Origin of the sequence: Serratia sp. JKS000199 (assembly GCF_900215455.1) — a bacterium.
Taxonomy (GTDB): Bacteria; Pseudomonadota; Gammaproteobacteria; order Enterobacterales; family Enterobacteriaceae; genus Serratia; species Serratia ureilytica.
Window position 1 is genome coordinate 4,761,265 of record NZ_LT907843.1, and the last position, 20,511, is coordinate 4,781,775.

Here is a 20,511-nt window from a genome sequence, read left to right on the forward strand (position 1 = left end):
GAGGCCGTCTCATGGCCTGGATTATTCTGCTTATCGCCGGTTTGCTCGAAGTGGTTTGGGCTATCGGTCTGAAATACACCCACGGTTTTACCAGGCTGACGCCGAGCATCATCACCATCGCCGCGATGGTGGTCAGCATGTTGCTGTTGGCCAACGCCATGAAAACGCTGCCCGCCGGCACCGCCTACGCGGTGTGGACCGGCATCGGCGCGGTGGGCGCGGCCATCATGGGCATGGTGCTGTTGGGCGAATCGACCAATATCGCGCGCATCATCAGCCTGTGCCTGATCGTGGTCGGCATACTCGGGCTGAAGTTCAGCAGTCAGTGATCGGCGGACTGCTGCACCCAGATCAGCTTGTCGGTGGCGAAACCGTAGCCTTTGGCTGTCTGCAATAAACGGTCGCGCACGGCGGCGTCAAGCGTCGGCGTGCGCGACAGGATCCACAGATAGTCGCGGTTCGGGCCGCAAACCAGCGCGTAGCCATACGCCGGATCCAGGGCAATCACGTTGTAGCCGCCATAGAAAGGGCCGAAGAACGACACTTTCAGCGCCGCGACCTGCGGTGAACCGATAAAGTAGGCTTTGCCTTCGCTTTCTTGCCATTGCTGTTTCTGCGGATTGAAGCCGCGATTGATGACGTTCAGTCCGCCGTCGGCGCGCGGGCTGTAATGGGCGGTCACCTGCTGCAAACCGCGTTCAAAACGATGATCCAGACGTGCGATCTCATACCAGGTGCCGAGATAGCGCTGGCTGTCGAAATTGTTCACGACCTTGATGTCTTTAGGCGGGGAGACGCTGCAGGCGACGGAGAGCAGGGCGGAAAGCATGACGCAAAGCTTTGACCATAAACGCATCGGTGACTCCTGTTTACCGGGGGCGAGTAGACAGTGTAGCCGATGAGAAAAGGGCGGCCAACGGGCGTTGGCCACCCGAGCGGTTTACAGAGTGACGACGCCGATGACGGTGACGACGCTGAGGATTGCCGCCAGACCGTAGAACACCCACTTGCCGGCCGGCACGTGGATCTTCAGATCGTGCATCGCATGGTGGATGCGGTGCAGGCCGCACCACAGCGGCAGAATGATCATCAGCAGCAGGAACAGGCGGCCGATCAGGCTCTGGCAGAACGCCAGCACGCGCTCGTAACCCAGCGCTTCACCGGGGAACAGCCCCAGCGGCAGCAGAATGCCGACCAGCAGTACGATAGCCGGCGCGACGATCGCGCCCCACATGCCGCCGGCGCCGAACAATCCCCAGAAAACCGGCTCGTCGGAGCGTTTAGGTGCTTGATTTATCATGTTTCCTCCGGATTAGAACAGGGCCACGGCCAGGATGACCACGCTGACGACGATCGTGACGGCCCACAGCCCTTTCACGATGGGGCCCGGTCCCATTTTCTCGCTGTTGACCACGATATTGGCGGCCTTCGGCGCCAGATCGAACCAGGTTTTGGTGTGCAGCGCCGCCGCCAGCAATGCGACGACGTTGATTAACAGCACCAGCGGATTCTGCAAGAAACCGACGAAGCCGGCCCAGCTCTCGGCGCCGCCCTTCAGCGCGAACACGCCGTAGAGCAGCACGATGCTGAACCAGACCGCCAGCACCGAGGTGCCTTCGCGCAGCATGTAGAAACGGTAGAAGCCGAGCTTTTGCCACCAGGTGGGCGTCATGGTGCGCACATAGGGCTTACGTTGAGTTGTCATGGCAATTTTCTCCCTTATTGCGGCTTCAACATGGCGATCATGAAGTCTTTGGCGCTCTCCACCTTGCCTTGCTGGATAGCGGCGGCGGGATCGACGTGTTTCGGACAGACTTCGGAGCAATAGCCGACGAAGGTGCAGCTCCAGACGCCGTTTTGGCCGTTGAGCTGCGGCATGCGCTGTTTCTTGCCGTGGTCGCGGTTGTCCAGGTTATAGCGGTGCGCCAGCGTGATCGCCGCCGGGCCGATAAACTCGGGGTTGAGGCCGAACTGCGGGCACGCCGCGTAGCACAGGCCGCAGTTGATGCAGCCGGAGAACTGGTGGTATTTGGCCATCTGTGCCGGAGTCTGCACGTTCGGGCCATCCTCCGGTTTGCGATCGTTGCCGATGATGTACGGTTTGATCGCCTCCAGGCTTTCGATGAAGTGGGTCATGTCGACCACCAGATCGCGCTCGATCGGGAAGTTGCCCAGCGCTTCGACCTTCATGCCGCCGACGTAGTCGCGCAGGAAGGTTTTGCACGCCAGCTTCGGCACGCGGTTGACCATCATGCCGCAGGAGCCGCAGATCGCCATGCGGCAAGACCAGCGGTAGGAGAGGTCCGGCGCCAGGTTATCCTTGATATAGCCCAGCGCGTCGAGCAGCGAGGTCTGTTCGTCGTAAGGCACGGCGTAAGTGACGAAATGCGGCTCGGCGTCGCTTTCCGGGTTATAGCGCATGACTTCGATCTTCAGGGTTTGCATCTCAGCCATTTGCCTGCTCCTTATTCTTTTTCTCCTGCGCTTCGGCTTCTGCGCCGTAGACGCGTTTGGCCGGCGGCAGCTTGGTGATTTTCACGTCGCTGTATTCAAGACGCGGCGCGCCCTGCGGATTGTGGAACGCCAGCGTATGCTTGAGGAAGTTGACGTCGTCACGCTCGGTGCAGCCTTCGTCCAGGCGCTGGTGGGCGCCGCGCGACTCTTTGCGGTTAAATGCGGAGTGCGCCATGCATTCAGCGACGTCCAGACCATAACCCAGCTCGATGGTGTACAGCAGATCGGTATTGAACACGCTGGTGTTGTCGGTGATTTTGACGCGCTTGAAACGTTCTTTCAGCTCGGCCAGCTTATCGATGGTTTTTTGCATCAGCTCCGGCGTGCGGTAGATGCCGCAGCCTTCTTCCATCGACAGCCCCATTTCGTCGCGGATCTTCGCCCAGTTTTCGTTGCCTTCCTGCTTCATCAGGTTGCTCAGGCGGGTTTCGACGTCGCGGGTTTGCGCATCCAGCGCGCTGCCGTTGGCCGGCGCGGTTTCCAGCGCGCGGCGCGCGGCGTGTTCACCGGCGACGCGGCCGAATACCACCAGTTCCGCCAGCGAGTTGGAGCCGAGACGGTTGGCGCCGTGCAGGCCGACGGAGGAACATTCGCCGACTGCGAACAGCCCTTTGATGCGGGTTTCGCAGTTCTGGTCGGTTTCAATGCCGCCCATGGTGTAGTGCGCGGTAGGGCGCACCGGGATCGGATCTTTCACCGGATCGACGCCGACGTAGGCTTTGGCCAGTTCGCAGATGAACGGCAGCCGCTCCAGCAGCTTTTTCTCGCCCAGGTGGCGCAGATCGAGGTAGACCACGTCGCCGCGCGGGGTGGCGATGGTGCGGCCGGCGCGCCATTCATGCCAGAAGGCCTGGGACACTTTATCGCGCGGGCCCAGCTCCATGTATTTGTTCTTCGGCTCGCCCAGCGGGGTTTCCGGGCCCATGCCGTAGTCTTGCAGGTAACGGTAGCCGTCTTTGTTCACCAGAATGCCGCCTTCGCCGCGGCAGCCCTCGGTCATCAGGATGCCGGAACCGGGCAGGCCGGTCGGGTGATACTGCACGAACTCCATGTCGCGCAGCGGTACGCCGTGGTGGAACGCCATGCCCATGCCGTCGCCGGTAACGATGCCGCCGTTGGTGTTGTAGCGATAAACGCGCCCGGCGCCGCCGGTGGCCATCACCACCGCGTTGGCGCGGATCTGCACGCGGGTGCCTTCCATCATGTTGAGCGCCACCAGGCCGCGCGCCTGGCCGTCATCCACCAGGATATCCAGCACGAAGTGCTCGTCGAAGCGTTGGATTTGCGGGTATTTCAGCGAGGTCTGGAACAGGGTGTGCAGCATGTGGAAGCCGGTCTTGTCGGCGGCGAACCAGGTGCGTTCGATCTTCATGCCACCGAAGCGCCGCACGTTGACCGAACCGTCCGGTTTACGGCTCCACGGGCAGCCCCACTGCTCAAGCTGGGTCATCTCGCGCGGGCACTGATGCACGAAGTGATCGACCACGTCCTGCTCGCACAGCCAGTCGCCGCCGGCGACGGTGTCGTGGAAGTGATAGTCGAAGGTATCGTGATCCTGGGTGACGGCGGCGGAGCCCCCCTCGGCGGCGACCGTGTGGCTGCGCATCGGGTAGACCTTAGAGATCAGCGCGATTTTCAGTTGGGGATTGGCTTCCGCTGCGGCTATTGCTGCACGTAAACCAGCGCCCCCGGCCCCAATAATGGCAAGATCGGCGTTAAAGGTTTGCACTGCATTCCTCCAATGTTCTTGTTAAGAACGGCAAGTTAAATATCTATGCTTAAAATTTAGCGAACTCTTCGGGTGCTAACTAATTGAACCGATTAATGTTGCTTAAAGGTTAAGGATAGATATCTCCCACCAATAATGGGGAATTAACTATACCTAAAGTTAAGTAGTCGAAATTTGATGTGATCGATTGTTTTGTCGATTAACGCTTGCCCGGCAGGCTTGTCTGTTTTTTTGCGCGTTCGGCCGGCTTTACCCTTTTTAACGCGCTTTTGCCGCCCTTTTATCGGAAATTGGCGTTATCGCCGGTTGCGCATCCTGAAGAATTTGTTTGGCTGCAAGGATGCGAGTAGACTGCATCCCCTGTTTGATTTCGGAGTTAATTACCATGAGCGAAACGGCAAGCTGGCAGCCTAGTGCACCCATCGCCAATTTGTTGAAACGCGCAGCGATTCTGGCTGAGATCCGGCGTTTCTTCGCCGATCGTGGCGTGCTGGAAGTTGAGACGCCCACCATGAGCCAGGCGACGGTCACCGACGTTCACCTGTTCCCGTTCGAGACGCGTTTCGTCGGGCCGGGAGCGGCAGAGGGCCTGACGCTATACATGATGACCAGCCCGGAATATCACATGAAGCGCCTGTTGGCGGCGGGCAGCGGCCCGATCTACCAAATGGGGCGCAGCTTCCGCAATGAAGAAGCCGGGCGGCATCACAACCCGGAATTCACCATGCTGGAGTGGTACCGTCCGCACTACGACATGTACCGCCTGATGAATGAAGTGGACGATCTGCTGCAACAGGTGCTGGACTGCGAGAGCGCGGAGACCCTGTCCTATCAGCAGGCGTTCCTGCGCCATCTGGACATCGATCCGCTGTCGGCGGAGAAGGCGCAGCTGCGCGAAGCGGCGGCCAAACTCGATCTGAGCAACATCGCCGATACCGAAGAAGATCGCGATACGCTGCTGCAGCTGCTGTTCACCGTGGGCGTGGAACCGCATATCGGCCGTGAAAAACCGGCGTTCGTGTACCACTTCCCGGCCAGCCAGGCGGCGTTGGCGGAGATCAGCACCGAAGACCACCGCGTGGCGGAGCGTTTCGAGGTGTACTTCAAGGGTATCGAGCTGGCGAACGGTTTCCGCGAGCTGACCGACGGCCGTGAACAACAGCAGCGCTTCGAGCAGGACAACCGCAAACGCGCGGAGCGCGGCCTGCCGCAGCAACCGATCGACTACAACCTGTTGGCGGCGTTGCAGCACGGCATGCCGGAGTGTTCCGGCGTGGCGCTGGGCGTGGATCGTCTGGTGATGCTGGCGCTGGGCGCCGAGAGCCTGAGCGACGTATTAGCCTTCCCGGTCGGGATCGCCTGACGTTTCAGGACGGGTCAAAAGCAAAAAAGGGGGTCGGCATTTGCCGACCCCCTTTTTTTATCGCGAGAAGCGCTTATAGCCCCCCGGCGTCGCGCTTGGTGTTCGGCGCCGGCGTGGACGGCGGCGTGCGGCCGTTGTTGGTTAGCCGCGACAGCGTCTCGGTACGCACCTGGAACGGCGGGTACGGCAGCGTGATGCCGTGCTCGCGGTAGCCCGCCAGGATCAGTTGGTGGATCTCATGGCGCAGCGGCATACGGTGGCCCATCTCGGCGGCGTAAATACGCATCTCGAAGATCTGAATGCCTTGTTGCAGATCGACCAGATAGACCTCCGGCGCCGGGTTATCCAGCACCAGCGCGCAGCGCTCGGCGGCGTTCATCAGGATCTTGGTCACTTCTTCGCTGTTGGCCTCGCCCGGCGCCGGTACGGTCAGCACCACACGGGTCAGGGTATCCGACAGCGACCAGTTGACGAACTGCTCGGTGATAAACGCTTTGTTCGGCACGATGATCTCTTTGCGGTCCCAGTCCGAGATGGTGGTGGCGCGGGTATTGATCTTGGTGACGGTGCCGGTCAGATTGCGGATCGTCACGGTGTCGCCGATGCGGATCGGTTTCTCGAACAGGATGATCAAGCCGGAGATGAAGTTGGAGAAGATCTCCTGCATGCCGAAGCCCAACCCCAGACTGAGCGCGGTAACCACCCACTGCAGTTTCGACCATTCGATGCCGATCCAGGCGAAGCTGAGCACCGCGCCGAACAGCAGCAGCAGGTACTTGGTGATGGTGGTGATGGCGTAGCCGGTGCCCGGGGACAGATCCAGGTGCTGCAGCACCGCCAGCTCCAGCAGCGCCGGCAGGTTGCGCACCAGCTGCATGGTGATGATCAACACCAGAATGGCGATCAGAACCGCGCCGAGGGTGATCGGATGGGCGGTTTCCACGCCGTTCACCGTCGAGGTTACGTCCCACAGCGAGATGTTTTCCAGGAAGGCGAACGCGGAGTGGATCTCCGACCACAGTACGATCACCGACACCAGCGCGATCAGCGTCAGGATCGAACGCACCAGCCGCAGCGACTGGGCGCTGATGGTGTCCAGATCGAAGTCCGAATCGTCCGGATCGATGGCGCCTTCGGTGCTGTTCGGGGTATGTGAAGTTTCGTCTTCGCCGCGGGCGCGCTGGGCCAGAATGTCGGCGCGGCGCTGCTTGGCGCGATCGAAGGCGATGCGCCGCCGCTGGATCAACATCCAACGGCGGATGATGTGGTAGACGACCAGCAGCAGGAACCAGATCGCCACCGAAGTTTCCAGACGCGCCAACAGCGCCTGCGCGGTGGTGAGGTAACCGACGGTCGAGGCCAGCGCCGCCAGCAGCGGCGCCGACAGCAGCAGCCCCCAGAAGGCGCTGTTGAGCATGTTGTCGCCGGAGCCGTTTTTATCCAGATACAGCGGAATGCCGGCGCGTTTCAGGCTGTGGGTGACCAGCGCCAGCGCCAGACACAGCAGGATGAAGCACAGCCGCCCCAGGGTGTTGGCGAACTCGCGTTCTTTCAGGCTATCGAAGGTGATCAGCGCCATGATCAGCGGCACGATCAGCCAGATCGACATCTTGTAGTAGCGCATGGCGCGCGAAACCTGCTTCGCCGGCCAGCGGAAGTGCACGATGAACAGCCCCTGCGGGTGGGCGAAGGCGGCGCAGATCATGCAGATCCACAGGATCGGCAGCGTGGCGGTTACCCCTTTGCCGATCGCTTCCGCCACCGGGTAGTTCCAGGCGCTCTGCAGGCCGTAACCGAGCGCGGCCCACAGCACCGGCAGCGGCATCGCCACCAGAATCGACCAGAACACGGTGCGCACCGTCAGGAAGAATTCGTCCTGCGTCACCTTGCCGACGCGGCTGCTCGCGCGCTCGAGGAAGGCGTGGTAGTGCTTGCGCGAGCTGATGCTGAAAATCACCAGCAGCAGGGCGCCGAAGATCGGGATCAGCGTTTCGCGGCTGGTCACCATCATCATGAAGGCGCCGCCGAGTTGAGACAGCGTGTCCAGCGACAGGACGCGCGTCAGATCGTGCGCCACGTTGAGCGGGTAGGAGAAGTTGATCGGATTGACGTCCGGCACCCAGAACAGATAGCGGTGGGTGGCGTCGCGAATTTCGTTCAACGCTTCGATCAGCTGGGTGTTGGCCACCTTCAGCTTGGTCAGCTCGAGGATTTGGGTGTCGCACCCGGATAACAACGAGTTGAGCAGCTCGCGCTGGGTGCGCAGCTGGGCATCGACGATGCGTTGCTCCTGATTGGTCAGCGCGCTGCCGTCGTCGCGTTTGAATTCGCGCTGCGACAGTTTTTCCAGCTGGTTTTCAAACTGCAGTCGCTGCACGCGCAGTTGGGCCATGTCGCCGTCCAGCTGTTGCGGCTTGGGCATTTCCGGCAGTGTCGCCACCTGGGCGCGCAGGGTTTCCCCCAGCGCCGACGACGAACCGAGCCACTGGGCCTGCTCGATGATGGTGCTCAGCGCCTGGCGCACCTGCAGCGTCTGCGCCGCCGCCTGCCGCTGCTGCGATGAAATCAGATCCATGCGCTGCGCCTGGCTGTTCAGCGCGGCGGACAGTTCGCGGTTGATCTGCAGCTGCTGGCTGATGCTTTTTGGCAAATCGCCGTTCTGCTCGGCTAACTGCTCGGTTTTTTCCAGCGCCAGCTCTGCTTCGCGTTGGCGTTGGGCGTTGAGGTTATTGCGCAGCGCCTGCAGCTGAACGTCTATTTTCTCGTGGCGCTTTTTATAGACCTCGGCGCGCATGCGCGCCAGCTCCTGACGGTTGTTGGCCGACAGCTGCGCCAGCTCCAGCTCGTCCACTTTGGCTTTGCGCGCCGCGGCTTCGGTCTGCAGCAGGGCCAGGGCGGCCTGCGCATACGGCGTGGTCGGGTTGGCGGGCTGCGCTTGCAGGCGGCGCTGCACTTCCGTCAGCGCACGGCGGGCGTCGGTCTGCTGCTGCGGCAGCTGGCCGAGCGAATCGCTGATCTCCCGCGTGCGATCCTGTTCTTGCTGCAGCAGGCGCGCCTGTTCCAGCAGCAGGCTGCTGGTTTGCAGGATCTGCTGTTCCAGCTCGGCGGCCGGCAGATCGTCGCCGTTAGGCAGGATCTTGTTGCTTTCCAGCACCAGCTGACGGCGCAGCTCCTGCGTCATCTTCGGAAAATCGTCGATCACCCTCTGATACTGCTCGGAGCGAGTCTGCGACTCTTTGCGCTCCGTCAGCCAGTTGAGGGCGCTTTGCAGCGCCTCGGTGGTTTCCGCCTGATTCGGCGCGTTTTTGCTGCTTTCCGCCTGCTTCAGCTCCTGTTTGAGCTGGGTCTCGGTCGGCACGGGGGCGGCCAGCGCCGGTTGCCACAGCAGGCAACCGAGCAAAAGCGTGATGAAAAGGCGCACGGCGTCGATTCCTTTAGAGCGGGGTCTGTGGCGTTTCAGCGGCGGCCGGGATTTCGGCGAAGGCTTCACCCATGCGGGTGACGGTGCCGTTATGCAGCTGCGGCGCAAACTGCACGCTGCCTGCGGTAAACAGGTTGATCACCGTGGAGCCGAGTTTGAAACGGCCCATCTCGGCGCCTTTTTCCAGCGCGATGGCGCCTTCTTCGCCGGCGGCCGGGTAGGTCCAGCGCTTGATGATGCCTTCGCGCGGCGGCGTGACGGTGCCGGCCCAGACGGTTTCGATGCTGCCGACGATGGTGGCGCCGACCAGGATTTGCACCATCGGCCCAATGTCGGTGTCGAATACGCAGATCACGCGCTCGTTGCGCGCGAACAGATTAGGCACGTTGGCGGCGGTGAGCGGGTTGACCGAGAACAAATCGCCCGGCACATAGATCATTTCGCGCAGCACGCCGGCGCACGGCATGTGTACGCGGTGATAGTCGCGCGGCGCCAGATAGGTGGTGGCGAACAGGCCGTTGCGGAACGGCTCGGCCAACAGATAGTTGCCGGCCAGCAGCGCTTCGAGGCTGTAGTGGTGGCCTTTGGCCTGGAAGATTTGATCGTCGCGGATCGGGCCGAGCTGGCTGATGGCACCATCGGCAGGCAGCGCCAGCCAGTTGGCGTCGGCGACGATGGGGCGCGCGCCGTCGCGCAGCGGGCGCACGAAGAAATCGTTGAAGGTGGCGTAAGACGCCAGGTCCGGATTTTGCGCTTCCTGCATGTCCACGCGGTAGAAGCGGGCGAAGGTTTTGACCACCAGTTGGGTCAGCCAGCCGGCCCGTTTGTCGGCGCCCCAGCCCGCCAGGCGGGTCAGCGCCAGCTTCGGCAGCCAATATTGCAGTTTAATCTTGATGCTATCCAGCACGTTAACCTCGTGAATCAGGGTAAAGGGCGCGCATTGTAACGAGGGCTCCGCCGTCGTCAATGCTCGCTCGTCAGTGTCAGTCTGCGGCGTCCGTGAAGTTCTTGCGAACCTTCACCTGCGCCATGCTTTCCAGAATACGGTGATAGTTGTCGAACCGCTCTTGCGCGATATCGCCTTTCTCCATCGCCGCGCGAATGGCGCAGCCGGGATCGGTATCGTGGCGGCAGTCGCGGAATTTGCAACCGCCTAAATAATCACGGAATTCGACAAAGCCGCGGGTGATTTGTTCCGGCTCCAGGTGCCACAGGCCAAACTCGCGCACCCCCGGGGAGTCGATCACGTCGCCGCCGTGCTGGAAATGGTACAGCCGCGCGGCGGTGGTGGTATGTTGCCCGAGGCCCGAGACGTCGGAAACCTGATTTACCAGAATTTGCTCTTCAGACGGCGGCAGCAGCGCGTTCAGCAAGCTGGACTTGCCGACCCCGGACTGACCGGCGAAGATGCTGATGCGCCCGGCCAGCGCCTGTTCGAACTCCGCCATGCCTTCCCGCGTTTGGCTGGAGACTTCCAGCACCCGGTAGCCAATCTTGCGATAGATATCCATCATGCCGTCGACCAGCTTGCGCGCTTCGGCGTCCAGCAGGTCAATTTTGTTGAGCACGATCAGCGGCTCGACTTCGAGCGTTTCGCAGGCCACCAGATAACGGTCGATGATGTTCAGTGACAGCTCGGGCAGGATCGCAGACACGATGACGATCTGATTGATATTGGCGGCGATCGGCTTCACGCCGTCATAGAAGTCCGGGCGCGTCAGCACCGAGGTGCGTTCGTGCACCGCTTCCACAATGCCTTTTACCCCTTCATGGGCGCCCAGGCCGGGGCGCCACACCACGCGATCGCCGGTCACCAGCGAACGCAGCGTGCGGCGGATGTTGCAGCGGTGCTGAGTGCCATCCGGCGCCTCAACGTCGGCGTGCATGCCGAAACGGCTGATGACGACGCCTTCCTGCGGCTCGCCCAGCTGGGAATCATCCGGTTCCGGTTTGTTATCGGCGCGCTTCAGACGGCGCTGATGGTTCGCCTGCACGCGGCGTTGCTGACCTTTGGACAGTTTGTTCTTACTCACTGCGCCTCACTTGAATCGGTTTTATACCTTTACGTATACGCACAGCCGCGGCGGGGGACTTGCCCCGGGCGCAGCCTTGAACCCGTCAGGGTATATGTCGCCCATGGCGACCAAAAAGACTATGATACACGCTATTTTATATTAAATAACCGTTGTTAGCCGCCGGCTGCGGCGCGTCGCCATCGGCGGCGGCCGTCGTCTCGTCCGCACAGCGTTTTTCTCTCGGCTTTTAGGCAGGAAACATCATGACAGCAAACGAAAATAACCTGATTTGGATCGATTTGGAGATGACCGGGCTGGATCCCGAGCGTGACCGCATTATCGAGATCGCCACGCTGGTCACCGACGCCAATCTGAACATCCTGGCGGAAGGGCCGGTGATCGCCGTGCACCAATCCGACGAGCAGCTGGCCTTGATGGACGAGTGGAACGTGCGCACCCATACCGGCAGCGGGCTGGTGGAGCGGGTGAAAGCCAGTCGGCAGGACGATCGCGCCGCCGAGCTGGAAACCATCGCCTTCCTGCAGCAATGGGTGCCGGCCGGTAAATCGCCGATCTGCGGCAACAGCGTGGGCCAGGATCGCCGTTTCCTGTTCCGCTACATGCCGGAGCTGGAGGCCTACTTCCATTACCGCTACCTGGACGTCAGCACGCTGAAAGAACTGGCGCGCCGTTGGAAGCCGGAAATTCTCGGCGGCTTTAAGAAGCAGGGCACCCATCAGGCGCTGGATGACATCCGCGAATCGGTGGCCGAACTGGCTTATTACCGCGAGCATTTCATTCAGCTTTAAGGCGATGGCGGCCTCTGCGGGGAAAAAATGCCGTTTTTAGCCGCTTAATTCGCCAATCTGGCGCTTTAATCGGCAATCAAACAAAAATCGCGTTTTTTTGCTTTCAGGGGCTTGCGACAAAAAGGATTTCTCGTATAATGCGCACCCCGTACCGATGAAGAATTTCGTAACGTTCCACCATCGATACGCCGGGCGGGAATAGCTCAGTTGGTAGAGCACGACCTTGCCAAGGTCGGGGTCGCGAGTTCGAGTCTCGTTTCCCGCTCCAAATTCAACAATGTCGCGATGCGGCATGATGAATAAATAAAGCAGTATCAAGCAGTACCTATGCGACGCGGGAATAGCTCAGTTGGTAGAGCGCAACCTTGCCAAGGTTGAGGTCGCGAGTTCGAGCCTCGTTTCCCGCTCCAAAAATTCAAAGGTCACGCCAGTGTTTGGTGACCGGATGCCAAAAGCATCTCAATGCGGGAATAGCTCAGTTGGTAGAGCACGACCTTGCCAAGGTCGGGGTCGCGAGTTCGAGTCTCGTTTCCCGCTCCAATTTTCTCTTCGTTTCAAACTCAAATCCAACGCCTTCTCCGGCGCGGGTTTTTGTCCCGTTTTACACACCTGCTAAAAACGTTGTGAACAGAGTTATCCACAGCCTCTGTACATAAACCCGCCAGCCTGAAAAATCAACGTCATACAAATTAAATATTTATATATTTGATTTATAAGCTTATTTATTTATCCCAAAACGTTATGCCGATCACTTGCTCTTTTTGTTGCAGTTGAAAGACAACGTGTTTTTATTTTTATGCACAAATCCACAGAGTGAGATTTCGGGCGATACGCCCGCGCGGCGCACCCCGTCAGGCATCCCTTGGCAAACCTTTTTCCACAGCCCGTATCAACCGTTTTTTCTGCGCCGTTTGCACCTCGATGCCCTGTGCTTCACGGCGAGCGAGCTGTTGCGCCAGTGCCCAGTGGATATGTTCGTCCAGCATGGCGTCCTGGCCCAAACGCGTGCGCAGCGCGAGCACGATGCTGTCCTTATAAGGCGCATTGCCCAGCGCCACGGCGATATTGCGCAGCCAGCGCAGGTGACCGATGCGGCGTATCGCCGAGCCTTCGGTGATGCGCAGGAATTTTTCTTCCGTCCAACTGAACAGATCGATCAGCTGCGGCGCATGCAGCGCGGCACGCGGGCTGAAATCGTCTTCGTCGGTGAGTTGCGAAAATCGGTTCCACGGGCAGATCAGCTGGCAGTCGTCGCAGCCGTAGATACGGTTGCCGAGCAGCGGCCGGAATTCCTCCGGGATCGCGCCTTCCAGTTCGATGGTCAGATAGGAAATGCAGCGCCGGGCATCGACGGTGTAGGGCGCGACGATGGCCCCGGTCGGGCAAGTGGTGATGCAGGCGACGCAGCGGCCGCACTGCTCTTCCTGCGGCTGATCCACCGGCAGCGGCAGGTCGATCAGCAGTTCGCCGAGGAAAAACCAGGATCCGGCTTCGCGGTTAAGAATTAGTGAGTGTTTACCAACCCAGCCGATGCCCGCCTTGGCGGCCAGCGCGCGCTCCATGACCGGCGCCGAGTCGACAAAGGGGCGGAAATTCAGTTCGCCGCAGTAGGCCTGGATCTGATCGCCCAACTTTTTCAGGCGCTGACGCAACAGCTTGTGATAATCGCGCCCCAGCGCATAGCGGCTGACGTAGCCCAATTGCGGGTTTTGCAGGGTGCTGGCGAACGCCGCCTTGGCCGGCAGGTAGTTCATGCGCACGCTGATCACCCGCAGCGTGCCCGGCAACAGCTCGTGAGGGCGCGCGCGCAGCATACCGTGGCGCGCCATCCACTCCATCTCGCCGTGGTACTGTTTGTCGAGCCAGGCCTGCAGCTTCGGCTCTTCCAGGCTGAGATCGGTATCGCAGATGCCAACCTGCTGGAATCCTAGCGATTGCCCCCATTGCTTGATATGTTGGGCGAGTTGATGGAGATCGAGGGGGTGCGTCATGACGGGCCACAGTGAAAAAGCATACGCTGACAGTTTACCACACTCTGTCTGGCCTGCGGATTGGATCCGTCGTTCGGAACCTGCGGCGGCGGCCTCGCTCGGTCTTTCTCTTTACGATTTAATGCTGCGCGCCGGTCAGGCGGCCTACGTACTGGCGCGCGACACTTATCCCTGCTGCAACCACTGGCTGGTGCTCTGTGGCCACGGCAACAACGGCGGCGACGGCTATGTGGTGGCGCGTTTGGCGAAGGCGGCGGGCGTGCAGGTGACGGTGATCGCCTGCGAAGGCGCACGCCCTTTGCCGCCGGAGGCCGCAGCGGCCCGCGAGGCCTGGCTGGCCGCTGGCGGCGATATTCTGCCGGCGAACAGCCGCTGGCCGGCGTCCGTCTCTCTTATTATCGACGGTCTGTTAGGCACCGGCCTGGGCAGCGCGCCGCGCGCGCCTTACGATGCGCTGATCGAGGCCGCCAACCGCCATTCGGCGCCGGTGGTGGCGCTCGATATTCCGTCCGGGCTGCTGGCGGAAAGCGGCGCGGCGCCGGGCGCGGTCGTGCGTGCCGCGCATACCGTCACGTTCATTGGCCTCAAGCCGGGCTTGCTGACCGGGCAGGCGCGCGACTGGGTCGGGCAACTTCATCAGAATACGCTAGGCTTATCGGATTGGTTGGCGAAGCAACCGGAACAGATTCAGCGGCTTACCGCCGAGGCGTTGCCGCGCTGGCTGCATCCGCGGCGCCCCTGCGCCCATAAGGGCGAGCATGGCCGTCTGCTGCTGGTGGGCGGCGACCGCGGATTCGGCGGCGCCATTCGCATGGCGGCGGAAGCGGCGCTGCGCAGCGGGGCTGGATTGGTGCGAGTGCTTACTCACATTGAGCACGTCGCGCCGCTGCTGGCGGCCAGGCCGGAGTTGATGGCGCAGGCGCTGGACGAGACGGCCTTGCGGCAGGCGATGCAATGGGCGGACGTGCTGGTGATTGGCCCGGGGCTGGGCCAGGCTGAGTGGGGCAAAAACGCCTTGAACGTGCTGCAAACCAGCGATAAACCGGCCTTGTGGGACGCCGATGCGCTGAACTTGCTGGCATTAAATCCCGAGAAACGGCAGAATCGCGTGATGACTCCGCATCCCGGAGAGGCGGCGCGGCTGTTGAGCTGCAGCACTGCCGACATCGAGAGTGATCGCTTACTTGCCGTGCGTAACCTGACGGCGCGCTATGGCGGCGTGGCGGTGCTGAAAGGCGCCGGCACGCTGATCGCCGATGAGCAGGGCCAGATGGCGATCGCCGACGTCGGCAATGCCGGCATGGCCTCCGGCGGCATGGGCGATGTGCTGTCGGGCATCATCGGCGGTTTGCTGGCGCAAAAGCTCTCGCTGTATGATGCCGCCTGTGCGGGCTGTGTCGTACACGGCGCGGCCGGCGATCGCGTAGCGGAAAGACAAGGAACAAGAGGCATGTTGGCGACCGATTTACTGCCGGACATCCTTCATTTCGTTAACCCTGAGTGGGCAAAATAGACTTTATCGAATGAAAGAACTCGTTTTACCTCTGCCGGACGAGGCAGCGACTGTCGCTTTGGGCACCACTTTGGCCAAGGCCTGCGATCGCGCCAGCGTCATCTATCTCTACGGCGACCTGGGCGCCGGTAAAACCACCTTCAGCCGTGGCTTCCTGCAGGCGTTGGGGCATCAGGGCAATGTCAAAAGCCCGACCTACACGCTGGTGGAGCCCTATGCCTTGCAGCCCTTGGCGGTATATCACTTCGATCTGTATCGCCTGGCCGATCCGGAAGAGCTTGAATTTATGGGCATTCGCGATTACTTCGCGCAAGACGCCATCTGCCTGGTCGAATGGCCGCAGCAGGGCACCGGCGTGCTGCCGGAGCCGGATCTGGCGCTGCACCTCAGCTATCAGGGCGAGGGGCGAGAGGCGAAGATCGAGGCGATTTCTGCTTACGGCAGCCAGCTGTTAGACCGTATTCATGGATCACAGGGATGATGCTGCAATGACGCATGCGTTGAAAAAATTTGCGGTCATCATGCTGATCGCCGTGCTGGGGCCGCTCGGCGCGTTGAACGCGCTGGCGGCGTCCTCGCTGTCCGATATCAAAGTGTCCAACGCCCAGCGCGAAGCGACGGTGTCGGTGAGCTTCAATGGCCCGCCGGACTACGCGTTTTTCCCGCTGCACGGCCCGGAGCGCGTGGTGCTGGACGTCAACCAGAAAGGCAAGGTCGGCGGGCTGCCGCTCAATTTCAGCGGCCAAAACCTGGTGAAAAGCATTCGCTCCAGCGCGCCGAAAGACGCTCAGAGCGTGCGCCTGGTGTTTGATCTGACTCAGCGCGCTAAAACCCGCGTCTCCACCCGCCAGAACGGCGGCGTGCACACCGTGGTATTCACCCTTACGGCCGAAGGCGGCGTCAATACCGTGGCGCGTAAAGCGCCGGTCCAAACGCCTGCGCCGGTCGCCGTCAGCCAACCGCCGCGTCAGGCGCCGGTCGCGGTGCGTGAAGCGCCGGAGCCGCCGCTGCGCAAAGCGCCGACGGGATCGAATCCCTTTACCAATAAACAGAGCGTTGTCGCGGGCACCGCCACTGAGGTGACGCCGCGCAGCAGCCGCGTTTCCGCCGGTTCCGGCGATCGGGTGGTAGTGGCGATTGACGCCGGCCACGGCGGCCAGGATCCGGGCGCCATCGGCCCGAGCGGGTTGAAAGAAAAGAATGTCACTATCGCCATCGCGCGCCGCCTGCAGGCGATGCTGGACGCCGATCCGCAGTTCAAGCCGGTGCTGACACGTAACGGCGACTATTTTATTTCGGTGATGGGGCGTTCCGACGTTGCGCGTAAACAGGGCGCCAACGTGCTGGTCTCCATCCACGCCGACGCCGCGCCAAACCGCAGCGCCAGCGGGGCTTCCGTCTGGGTGCTGTCCAATCGCCGCGCCAACAGCGAAATGGCCGGTTGGCTCGAACAGCATGAGAAGCAGTCCGAGCTGCTCGGCGGCGCCGGCGACTTGCTGGCCAACAGCCAGGCCGACCCTTATCTGAGCCAGGCGGTGCTGGATCTGCAGTTCGGCCACTCGCAGCGCGTTGGTTACGATGTGGCGGTGAAGGTGCTGCAGCAGCTGCAGAGCGTCGGATCGTTGCATAAACGCCGGCCGGAACACGCCAGCCTGGGCGTGCTGCGTTCGCCGGATATTCCATCGCTGCTGGTGGAAACAGGATTTATCAGTAATAGCACGGAGGAGCGGCTGCTGGGCAGTAGCGCGTATCAGGAGAAGATTGCCAAGGCCATTCATAACGGCTTGCGCAGCTACTTCCTGGCGCATCCGCTGCAAGCCGACCCAAAGGTGGAAAACCGACCGCTGGACGTCGCAGCGGCGGTTAACACCTCAACACCAGACGTGCGCCAGCCTGAGCCTATCGTCAGCTCGGCCGGCGCGAGCCGCAGCGTAAGCGGCAAGACCCAGATCCACGTGGTGAAACGGGCGGAGACGCTGTCCGGCATCGCCGACAGCTACGGCACGACCATGGCGGCGCTGCGGGATCTGAACAAACTGAAGAAAGACGGCGTGTGGGTCGGGCAACGCCTGAAGGTGCCGGCGGGGAAAACCGCCGCCGTCACCGCCATCGCCAAAGCGAAAACGCCGGCGAAGAAGAAGCCGTCTAAACATAAAGTGGCCCGCGGGGACACGCTGTCCTCCATCGCTTCTCGCTACGGGGTCAGCGTCGGCGATTTGAAACGGGTCAATAATCTGAAGTCGGACGTCGCGCCGCTGGATCGGACGCTGACCATTCCGCAGGCCTAGCGCCACCGCTACAGGAGTCAGCATGCCTATCCAGGTGTTACCGCCACAGCTCGCCAACCAGATCGCCGCCGGAGAGGTGGTCGAACGCCCCGCGTCGGTCGTCAAAGAGCTGGTGGAAAACAGCCTGGACGCCGGTGCGACGCGCATCGATATCGATATCGAACGCGGCGGCGCCAAGTTGATCCGCATTCGCGACAACGGCTGCGGCATCGGCAAGGACGATCTGGCGCTGGCGCTGGCGCGGCACGCCACCAGTAAAATCAGCACGCTCGACGACCTGGAGGCGATCGTCAGCCTCGGTTTTCGCGGCGAAGCGCTGGCCAGCATTAGCTCGGTTTCCCGTTTGACCCTGACGTCGCGCACCGCAGATCAGAGCGAAGCGTGGCAAGCCTATGCCGAAGGGCGCGAACAGGCGGTGACGGTCAAACCCGCCGCGCACCCGGTCGGCAGCACGCTGGAAGTGTTGGATCTGTTTTACAACACCCCGGCGCGCCGCAAGTTCATGCGCACCGAGAAAACCGAATTCGGCCATATCGATGAAGTGGTGCGGCGCATCGCGCTGGCGTGCTTCGATGTGGCGATCAACCTCAGCCATAACGGCAAACTGATCCGCCAATATCGGGCGGCGAAGGAAGAAAGCCAGCACGAGCGCCGTTTGGGCAGCATCTGCGGCCCGGCGTTTTTGCAGCATGCGCTGAACATCGACTGGCAGCATGGCGATCTGAGCATCCGCGGTTGGGTGGCGGATCCGGACGGGGCGCGCCAGCTGGGTGAGATGCAGTATTGCTACGTCAACAGCCGCATGATGCGCGATCGCTTGATCAACCACGCCATTCGTCAGGCCTATCAGGATCAGCTGAAAGACGATCAGCAGCCCGCTTACGTGTTGTATCTGGAGGTGGATCCGCACCAGGTGGACGTCAACGTTCATCCCGCCAAGCACGAGGTGCGTTTCCATCAGGCGCGGCTGGTGCACGATTTTATCTACCAGGCGGTGACCACGGTGCTGCAACAGGCCGGGCAGACGCCGTCGCTGCCGCTGGCGGAAGCGCCTGACGAGGCGCCTGCGCCGGTCTGGCAGCAGGAAAACCGCGTCGCCGCCGGCGGCAACCATTTTTCACAGCCGGCGCCGCGTCGCGAAACGCCGCCACCGGCCGGCGCTGCCCGCGAGCGCGCGCCGCAGCCCGGTTGGCAAACGGCGGGCGGTTACCAGAAACGCGAAGGCGAGCTGTACGGCAAACTGATGCGGCCTGCCGCCGAGCCGCAGGCTGAGGCCGCGCCGGAAGCCCCGAGTCGGCCGCCGCTGTTCCCACCGGTGAAAGCCGCCGTGGAAACGCCGTTGGCGAGCGGGCAACACAGCTTTGGCCGGGTGCTGATGATCCATCCGCCGTGCTACGCACTGATTGAACAGCGCCAGCAGCCGGCGTTGCTCAACCTGACGGTGGCCGAGCGCTGGCTGCGCCAGGCGCAGCTCAATCCGCCGACGGAAGGGCTGCGGCCGCAGCCGCTGCTGATCCCAGTCAAGCTGACGTTGGACAAGAACGAAGCGGCGGCCATCGCGCGGCATCAGGCGCTGCTGACGATGATGGGGCTGGATTTGCAGACGGATCACGGCCGTGTGACGCTGCGCGCAGTGCCTTTACCATTACGCCAACAAAATTTACAAAAACTGATACCCGAACTGTTAGGCTATCTGGCCGAGCATCAGGAGATGTCGCCCGCGGTGTTGGCCACCTGGCTCGCTCGCCGTCTCGGCAGCGAACATGAACAGTGGAACACCTCGCAAGCGATACAATTGCTGACCGACGTTGAACGACTTTGCCCGCAGCTGGTCAAATCGCCACCGAACGGACTTTTACAACCCGTTGATTTACAGGCCGCACTGGCGGCCCTCAAGCATGACTGAAACTGAAATGACATCACGTCCCCCGGCTATTTTCATTATGGGGCCGACCGCCTCGGGCAAGACCGCGCTGGCGATCGCGCTGCGCGAGCGCCTGCCGGTGGAACTGATCAGCGTCGATTCCGCGCTGATTTATCGCGGCATGGATATCGGCACCGCCAAGCCGAGCACCGAAGAATTGGCGCAGGCGCCGCATCGGCTGATCGATATTCGCGATCCCGCCGAAGTTTACTCGGCTGCGGAGTTCCGCGCCGATGCGCTGAAAGAGATGGCCGACATCACCGCCGCCGGCCGCATTCCGCTGTTGGTGGGCGGCACCATGTTGTATTTCAAGGCGTTGCTGGAAGGATTGTCGCCGTTGCCGTCCGCCGATCCCGCAGTGCGCGAGCGCATCGAACGGCAAGCGGCGGAGCAGGGCTGGGAGGCGCTGCACCGTCAGTTACAGGCGATCGATCCGGTCGCGGCAGTGAGAATTCATCCGAATGATCCGCAGAGACTGTCCAGAGCACTGGAAGTTTTTTTTATTTCGGGTAAAACTTTAACGGAACTGACTAAAATTTCGGGTGAATCGTTACCGTATCAAGTTCACCAATTTGCGATAGCGCCGACCAGCCGTGAGTTGATCCATCAACGCATCGAGCTGCGGTACCATCAAATGTTGGCGGCGGGTTTTGAGACGGAAGCGCGTGCACTTTTCGCACGGGGTGATTTGCATACGGACTTGCCCTCCATTCGCTGTGTCGGTTACCGCCAGATGTGGTCATACTTGTCTGGTGAAATTAGTTACGATGAGATGGTTTATCGTGGTATTTGCGCAACACGTCAGTTGGCTAAACGCCAGATGACCTGGTTACGGGGTTGGGAGTCGGTCCATTGGTTGGACAGTGAAAAGCCGGGAGAGGCTTTGGACTCGGTGACACAGGTTGTTAGTGCATAGGTTGGGTGATTGTGTACAATTGCTGAGT

General features: G+C 61.4%; 17 protein-coding genes and 3 tRNA genes. 11 read left to right on the forward strand and 9 right to left on the reverse strand.

What is annotated here, in order from left to right; genetic code table 11:
• The first annotated feature begins 11 nt into the window (after positions 1-11).
• On the forward strand, positions 12-329 hold the full coding sequence (gene sugE, locus CPH57_RS22495; RefSeq protein WP_033641610.1) for a quaternary ammonium compound efflux SMR transporter SugE: 318 nt from the start codon (positions 12-14) through the stop codon (positions 327-329).
• On the opposite strand, the gene blc is transcribed toward sugE, so the two are convergent.
• From blc to frdA, 5 genes are all read right to left on the reverse strand, one after another.
• Entirely contained in the window at positions 323-856 is a 534-nt protein-coding gene (gene blc / locus CPH57_RS22500) for an outer membrane lipoprotein Blc (RefSeq protein WP_033641611.1), read from the reverse strand. The two genes, sugE and blc, sit on opposite strands and share 7 nt — an antisense overlap.
• A gap of 84 nt (positions 857-940) precedes the next feature.
• Entirely contained in the window at positions 941-1,300 is a 360-nt protein-coding gene (gene frdD, locus CPH57_RS22505; RefSeq protein WP_004929672.1) for a fumarate reductase subunit FrdD, read from the reverse strand.
• 12 nt (positions 1,301-1,312) lie between these two features.
• Complete coding sequence (gene frdC, locus CPH57_RS22510; protein ID WP_025305010.1) at positions 1,313-1,705, reverse strand: fumarate reductase subunit FrdC; 393 nt, start codon at positions 1,703-1,705, stop codon at positions 1,313-1,315.
• Between the two features lie 14 nt (positions 1,706-1,719).
• On the reverse strand, positions 1,720-2,454 hold the full coding sequence (locus tag CPH57_RS22515; RefSeq protein WP_033648713.1) for a succinate dehydrogenase/fumarate reductase iron-sulfur subunit: 735 nt from the start codon (positions 2,452-2,454) through the stop codon (positions 1,720-1,722).
• Positions 2,447-4,243: a fumarate reductase (quinol) flavoprotein subunit gene (frdA, locus tag CPH57_RS22520; protein WP_042783510.1), complete on the reverse strand. Its 1,797-nt coding sequence runs from the start codon at positions 4,241-4,243 to the stop codon at positions 2,447-2,449. Before frdA ends, CPH57_RS22515 begins: the two co-directional genes overlap by 8 nt.
• Positions 4,244-4,628: 385 nt before the next feature.
• Between frdA and epmA the strand changes: the two genes are divergently transcribed.
• Positions 4,629-5,606: an elongation factor P--(R)-beta-lysine ligase gene (gene epmA / locus CPH57_RS22525; RefSeq protein WP_004929681.1), complete on the forward strand. Its 978-nt coding sequence runs from the start codon at positions 4,629-4,631 to the stop codon at positions 5,604-5,606.
• A 73-nt stretch (positions 5,607-5,679) separates the two neighbouring features.
• On the opposite strand, the gene mscM is transcribed toward epmA, so the two are convergent.
• From mscM to rsgA, 3 genes are all read right to left on the reverse strand, one after another.
• The gene (gene mscM, locus CPH57_RS22530; protein WP_033641615.1) at positions 5,680-9,027 is read right to left on the reverse strand and encodes a miniconductance mechanosensitive channel MscM; all 3,348 of its coding nucleotides are present in this window, start codon (positions 9,025-9,027) and stop codon (positions 5,680-5,682) included.
• 13 nt (positions 9,028-9,040) lie between these two features.
• Positions 9,041-9,934, reverse strand: coding sequence for an archaetidylserine decarboxylase (gene asd / locus CPH57_RS22535; RefSeq protein WP_033641616.1), 894 nt, complete (start codon positions 9,932-9,934; stop codon positions 9,041-9,043).
• Positions 9,935-10,010: 76 nt separating this feature from the next.
• Positions 10,011-11,060 (reverse strand): small ribosomal subunit biogenesis GTPase RsgA, encoded by a 1,050-nt coding sequence (gene rsgA / locus CPH57_RS22540; RefSeq protein ID WP_033641617.1) that lies wholly within the window; start codon positions 11,058-11,060, stop codon positions 10,011-10,013.
• 245 nt (positions 11,061-11,305) lie between these two features.
• Between rsgA and orn the strand changes: the two genes are divergently transcribed.
• The 4 genes from orn (at position 11,306) to CPH57_RS22560 (ending at position 12,391) form a co-directional block, all read left to right on the forward strand.
• The gene (orn, locus tag CPH57_RS22545; RefSeq protein ID WP_033641618.1) at positions 11,306-11,851 is read left to right on the forward strand and encodes an oligoribonuclease; all 546 of its coding nucleotides are present in this window, start codon (positions 11,306-11,308) and stop codon (positions 11,849-11,851) included.
• Between the two features lie 192 nt (positions 11,852-12,043).
• A tRNA-Gly gene (locus CPH57_RS22550) sits at positions 12,044-12,119 on the forward strand.
• A 66-nt stretch (positions 12,120-12,185) separates the two neighbouring features.
• Positions 12,186-12,261, forward strand: a tRNA-Gly gene (locus CPH57_RS22555).
• 54 nt (positions 12,262-12,315) lie between these two features.
• A tRNA-Gly gene (locus CPH57_RS22560) sits at positions 12,316-12,391 on the forward strand.
• A gap of 311 nt (positions 12,392-12,702) precedes the next feature.
• Here the strand turns inward: CPH57_RS22560 and queG are convergent.
• Positions 12,703-13,842, reverse strand: coding sequence for a tRNA epoxyqueuosine(34) reductase QueG (gene queG / locus CPH57_RS22565; RefSeq protein WP_096242729.1), 1,140 nt, complete (start codon positions 13,840-13,842; stop codon positions 12,703-12,705).
• Between queG and nnr the strand changes: the two genes are divergently transcribed.
• The 5 genes from nnr to miaA are packed head-to-tail and all read left to right on the forward strand — an operon-like array spanning position 13,841 to position 20,483.
• The gene (gene nnr, locus CPH57_RS22570) at positions 13,841-15,355 is read left to right on the forward strand and encodes a bifunctional ADP-dependent NAD(P)H-hydrate dehydratase/NAD(P)H-hydrate epimerase (protein ID WP_060660039.1); all 1,515 of its coding nucleotides are present in this window, start codon (positions 13,841-13,843) and stop codon (positions 15,353-15,355) included. The two genes, queG and nnr, sit on opposite strands and share 2 nt — an antisense overlap.
• Before the next feature lie 10 nt (positions 15,356-15,365).
• On the forward strand, positions 15,366-15,836 hold the full coding sequence (tsaE, locus tag CPH57_RS22575; RefSeq protein WP_025305017.1) for a tRNA (adenosine(37)-N6)-threonylcarbamoyltransferase complex ATPase subunit type 1 TsaE: 471 nt from the start codon (positions 15,366-15,368) through the stop codon (positions 15,834-15,836).
• 7 nt (positions 15,837-15,843) lie between these two features.
• Positions 15,844-17,643, forward strand: a complete 1,800-nt coding sequence (gene amiB, locus CPH57_RS22580) for an N-acetylmuramoyl-L-alanine amidase AmiB (protein WP_047572996.1) — start codon at positions 15,844-15,846, stop codon at positions 17,641-17,643.
• A gap of 22 nt (positions 17,644-17,665) precedes the next feature.
• Complete coding sequence (mutL, locus tag CPH57_RS22585) at positions 17,666-19,549, forward strand: DNA mismatch repair endonuclease MutL (RefSeq protein WP_096242730.1); 1,884 nt, start codon at positions 17,666-17,668, stop codon at positions 19,547-19,549.
• Positions 19,542-20,483, forward strand: coding sequence for a tRNA (adenosine(37)-N6)-dimethylallyltransferase MiaA (gene miaA / locus CPH57_RS22590; RefSeq protein ID WP_096242731.1), 942 nt, complete (start codon positions 19,542-19,544; stop codon positions 20,481-20,483). The genes mutL and miaA overlap by 8 nt, the downstream gene beginning before the upstream one ends.
• Positions 20,484-20,511: the final 28 nt, after the last annotated feature.